The organism is Clostridium guangxiense, assembly GCF_021043395.1.
GTDB classification, from domain to species: domain Bacteria; phylum Bacillota; class Clostridia; order Clostridiales; family Clostridiaceae; genus Clostridium_S; species Clostridium_S guangxiense.
The window spans coordinates 213,199-218,189 of record NZ_JAJNKE010000004.1 but is presented as its reverse complement, the minus strand read 5'-3'; the positions used below and the strand labels follow the sequence as shown (position 1 = coordinate 218,189).

The window sequence follows — 4,991 nt, the reverse complement described above, 5'->3', positions numbered from 1 at the left end:
CGAGTTAAAACCCTTAACTCCAATTAATTCGCAATATTTATTAATCATGATTTAACAATTTTTAGTGCGACAGCCCCATTTGCATATATTTCCAACCTTGCTCTTTGATTTTTACTTCGCAATATTTTTAGAAGCGTTATTTTTTGGATTATAGTAGTCTCTAACCCATATTTTTATGCTTTCTGTAAGTATTACAACAATCATTATAATAAGAATTATGGATAGGACTGTTAAAGTTATTTTTCCCTGTGGAATATAATTTATAATATTTTCAATAGCAGCGCAAACTGTGGTTGTTCCAACAAAAGCCATTGGAATTATTGTAATAGGCACGTACTTGCCTTTTCCCATTTTGAAAAGTACAGATGTTCCAATAGCAAAAGCTATAGTTGCGAGCATTTGATTTGCTGTACCAAATAGCGGCCATATAGTTGAGATATTTCCAGTATAAAGCAGATATCCCCATGTAACAGACATAAGGCCACTAAAGAATATTACATTGAACCATGAATTTTTATTGCTAAATGGCTTGTATACTTTTCCTAGTAAATCTTGAAGTAAGTACCTTCCTATTCTAGTACCAGAATCTATTGTAGTTAATATAAATAATGCTTCGAACATTATGCAGAAATGATACCAATAAGACATAAGTCCTTTTAAACCAGGAATTTTATAAAATACATATGACATACCTACTGCAAGTGATACAGATCCACCAGGTCTTCCAGCAAGATTTTCACCTACTAAGTGAGATAACATTGGAAGTTCTTTAGGTATCATATTCAATTTTGCAAATAATGCAGGTGCTGAATTAATTGCAAAGTAATCTGAAGTTGGTAAAACTGTTGCGGCAATTAATGCCATAAGAGCTATAAAGGATTCTATAAGCATTGAACCAAAACCTATTGGAAGAATGTCTTTTTCATTGTTTATAAGTTTTGGAGTAGTACCTGTGCTTATAAGTGCATGAAATCCAGATAAAGCACCACAGGCAATTGTTATAAATAGAAAAGGAAATACTTTACCAGGTATTATAGGTCCTCCACCATTTACGAATTTAGTTACGGCAGGCATTTGAATTTGTGGTCTTACGAATATTATACCCACAACAAGTGCGCCAATAACACCTAATTTCATATATGTGCTTAAATAATCTCTAGGTAAAAGTAGCAGCCATACTGGAAGTGCAGCAGCTAAGAAACCATATAGAGCAAGTATTAGAGATAATTGTTTTGCATTAAAAGTAAGTATGTTCCCAAGAAAAGTATCTTTGATTGATGGTCCGAGATAAACTCCTAAAAGTATTAAAAGCATGCCTATTACTGTGGCTTCTGCTATTTTACCAGGCCTTATGAATTTTAAATAAATACCTATAAATATTGCAACTGGTATTGTGAAACCTACAGTGAAAGTACCCCATGGACTATTATAAAGTGAATTTACTATAGGGAGTCCAAGACCTGCCATAGTTATGATAAGTATAAATATTACAGAGATTGATGTTATAAAGCCCATTTTTTCTCCTAAAGTATCTCGTGCAATTTCTGCTATGGATTGTCCATCGTGTCTTACTGATGCAAATAACAACACCATATCATGAACTGCTCCAGCGAGTACACCGCCTATAAGTATCCAAAGTGTACCTGGAAGATAACCAAATTGTGCGGCAAGCACAGGACCTATTAATGGTCCGGCACCTGCAATTGCTGCAAAGTGGTGACCAAGTAGTACCCATTTATTTGTTGGCACATAATCCCTTCCATCATTATGAACTTTTGATGGAACATTTTTTGTTTCATCAAGCACAAGAACTTTTGATGCTATAAAATAACCATAAAGCCTATAACCTATAATTAATACCAATGCACCTATGATTACGAGAACAATTGAATTCATAAAATCACTCCTTAAGTGTATTTTTAATATAGATAAACAGAATGAAAAGTTGAAATTGATAATATCAAGTTTATTCTGCTAAACTGAAATTTGTCGAGCACTATAGTGAAGGGTTTTACGGTGCTGTGCACGTAAAAGGTGAACTTTTTTATCTTCAATAAAAAGCTAAGGTTGATTTTCCTCCGTTTCCCTACGGAAAATCTTTAACGTATTTAAATTATTTATTTTTCGTAGAGAAACGGAGAAAAATATTCCTTAACCTTTTGCCGTGGCAAAAACCTTCACCTTTGACAAGCAAAGCTATGTCAAACCCTTCACTTTTCACATAAGTGAAAAAGTTAGTCTTTTAATGAGCAGGGCGAATTAAAACCCTTCGCTCAGCTCGGCAAATTCCAGTTTGTCGGGATAAATTTTGTATTAGTTATTTAAATAGTTTAGCTTGCTTATCTACATACTGTTATAATACAGTGTCTACGTTTACAAAGAAATAATAGTTGGCTGAAATTACAAAATTAAAACTTTATATGCATAAAATAAGCCTTGATTGACAGGTAGAAATACAATAATATAGAAATGTAGGGGAGATGCAAATGATTTATATAAGATTATTACAAAATATGGCCGTCATAGCGCTTGCTGCATATCTATACAATCAACTTAATTTATTTAAGAACTTTGTAAAAAAGAAACAGAACCTTAAAGATAAAGTAATTATGATTGTATTTTTTAGCACACTTTCTATTCTTGGGACTTATATGGGAATAAATGTTGAAAGAGATGCATTGGCAAATACAAGGCCTATAGGAGCTATAACGGCGGGATATATAGGAGGACCTTTTGTAGGAGCCGCAGTTGGAGTTATAGCTGGAGTTCACAGATATTTCAATGGAGGAGCAACTGCTCTTGCATGTGGTATCTCTACTATCGCAGAAGGAATTATAGGAGGAATTTTTGGAAGGATTTCTAAAAGTGATGAAATTAAACCTAGAAATGCTTTTGTAGCTGGTGTTGCAGCTGAAATAGCTCAAATGATAATTATAATTTTTGTTACAAAACCATATTCGTATGCTATTAATTTGGAGAAGGTTATTGCTATACCAATGATACTTATAAATTCAATTGGAACTGCTATATTTGTGAATATAGTAAAAAATGCTATGGATAATTACAACAAATTAGAAGCTATTCAGGCTCAAAAAGCTCTAAATATAGCTCAAAAGACTCTTGAATACACTAAAAAAGGTCTTGACAGTGAAACATCTATAAAGATATCAGAGATTTTATGCAAAATGGCAAATGTAAGTGGTGCTGTGATATCAAGTAAAAGCGGAGTTTTTTCTTATTATGGTGAGAAGATTGATGAAAGTGATTTAAAGCGCAAGATTGAAGAATTTTATTTAAAACCGGATATAAATACATATTTGATTGTAAATGCAGGAAAGAACTATGAATTCTTCTTTGCCCCCATAGTTATAAACAATGAAATTGATGGAGTTATTGGAATGGAACTTAAAAATTCAAAAAGTGCCAATGAATACTTTGTTGAGTTTTTAAGCGAGCTTAGCAGCCTTTTATCTATGCAAATAGAATTATTTAAGTTAAATGAAAAAGTTAGAATTTTAAATGCTTCTGAGCTTAAGGCTTTAAGAGCGCAAATTGAACCTCATTTTTTATTTAACACCTTGAATACTATATCTTCGTTTTGCAGAACGAACCCTTTAAAAGCAAGAGAACTTATAATTGATTTATCAAATTATTTTAGGCAGTCACTTAATAAGGGAGAGTTTGTAGAATTGGATGAAGAAGTAAAAATGCTTAAATCATACATAGCTATAGAGAAAGCAAGATATGGTGACAGACTTAATGTCTTTTTCTACATAGAAAAGGATATAGAACATTTTAAAATTCCTTCTTTTATAATTCAGCCTATTATAGAAAATTCTATAAAACATGGTGTGCTAAAAAAGACTGATGGTGGAAATGTTATTTTAGTTGCTGAAAAGGAATTAGCTTCTATAAAATTTACTATAAGTGATAATGGTATTGGAATGAAAACTGAAAGGTACCATGAGGTTATAAATAATTGGCCGGGTACCGGACTTAGAAATGTAAATTCTAGATTAAAGCTGATGTATAACAGAAATAAAGGACTTGAAATATCAACTTCTGAGTACAATGGGACAAAGGTCGTATTTACAATACCTATTGAGGAGGCTCATAAGTGTGAATAAAATAAGATGTATAGTAGTTGAGGACGAGATTCCAGCTATGGATGAACTTGAATTTATACTTAATAAGTATGAGGATATTCAGATTATTAATAGATTTTATGATGGAAAAGCTGCTGCCTCTTTTATAAAGAAAGAGATTCCAGATGTGATTTTTCTTGATATTAATATTCCAGTATTAAATGGAATGAAACTGGCAAAAATGATTAAAGAATTTAATGAAAATATTGCTATAATTTTTGTTACTGCTTATGACAAATATGCAATATCCGCTTTTGAATTAATGGCACTTGATTATATTCTAAAGCCTTTCGATGAAAATAGAATTGAAAAAACCATTCAAAGGATAAGAAGGTATATGCAGCTTAGAGAAAATAATATAAACAATATAGAAAACGAAATAGAGCAGATTATAAAAAAGTATAATAAAAACAATATTTCAAATATCAATAAAATACCTTGTATTAATAATAGTAAGATTATACTTATAGATACAAATGATATATTTTTTTGTTATATTATAGATGAAAAAACATGTGTGAAGTTGGACAATAAGGTATATATAACAACAAATTCATTAAGTGAAATCGAAGAAAAAACCGGTTTTTTTAGGACTCATAGAAGCTATCTTGTAAATTTAAATAAAGTTATTGAAATATATTCATGGTTCAATGGAACCTACAAATTAATAATGAATGACAATAATAAATCCGAAGTTCCCGTAAGCCGAGCTCACGTAAAAGAATTCAAAAAAGTTATACACATCTAGAGTTTGCGCGGGAGCGCATATGACTTCAAAAAACCAAAATACATGAATGTGTTAAGCAAAATAAAAATACAATTACTTTTAATAATCTAGAGTTTGCG

General features: G+C 31.3%; 3 protein-coding genes. 2 read left to right on the top strand and 1 reads right to left on the bottom strand.

Translation table 11 applies throughout. The features are described from left to right. Positions 1–111 precede the first annotated feature (111 nt). Positions 112–1,896 (bottom strand): carbon starvation CstA family protein, encoded by a 1,785-nt coding sequence (locus tag LQK79_RS05245; RefSeq protein WP_053243612.1) that lies wholly within the window; start codon positions 1,894–1,896, stop codon positions 112–114. Positions 1,897–2,486: 590 nt separating this feature from the next. Between LQK79_RS05245 and LQK79_RS05240 the strand changes: the two genes are divergently transcribed. Continuing rightward, positions 2,487–4,127, top strand: a complete 1,641-nt coding sequence (locus LQK79_RS05240; protein WP_231015778.1) for a LytS/YhcK type 5TM receptor domain-containing protein — start codon at positions 2,487–2,489, stop codon at positions 4,125–4,127. Then, positions 4,120–4,893 (top strand): LytR/AlgR family response regulator transcription factor, encoded by a 774-nt coding sequence (locus LQK79_RS05235; protein ID WP_053243588.1) that lies wholly within the window; start codon positions 4,120–4,122, stop codon positions 4,891–4,893. The genes LQK79_RS05240 and LQK79_RS05235 overlap by 8 nt, the downstream gene beginning before the upstream one ends. The last annotated feature ends 98 nt before the right edge of the window (positions 4,894–4,991 follow it).

What these genes read in the sequence shown, in the direction of transcription:
- LQK79_RS05245 (WP_053243612.1), bottom strand. Translation starts at nt 1,896, where the DNA reads ATGAATTCAATTGTTCTCGTAATCATAGGTGCATTGGTATTAATTATA.
- LQK79_RS05240 (WP_231015778.1), top strand. Translation starts at nt 2,487, where the DNA reads ATGATTTATATAAGATTATTACAAAATATGGCCGTCATAGCGCTTGCT.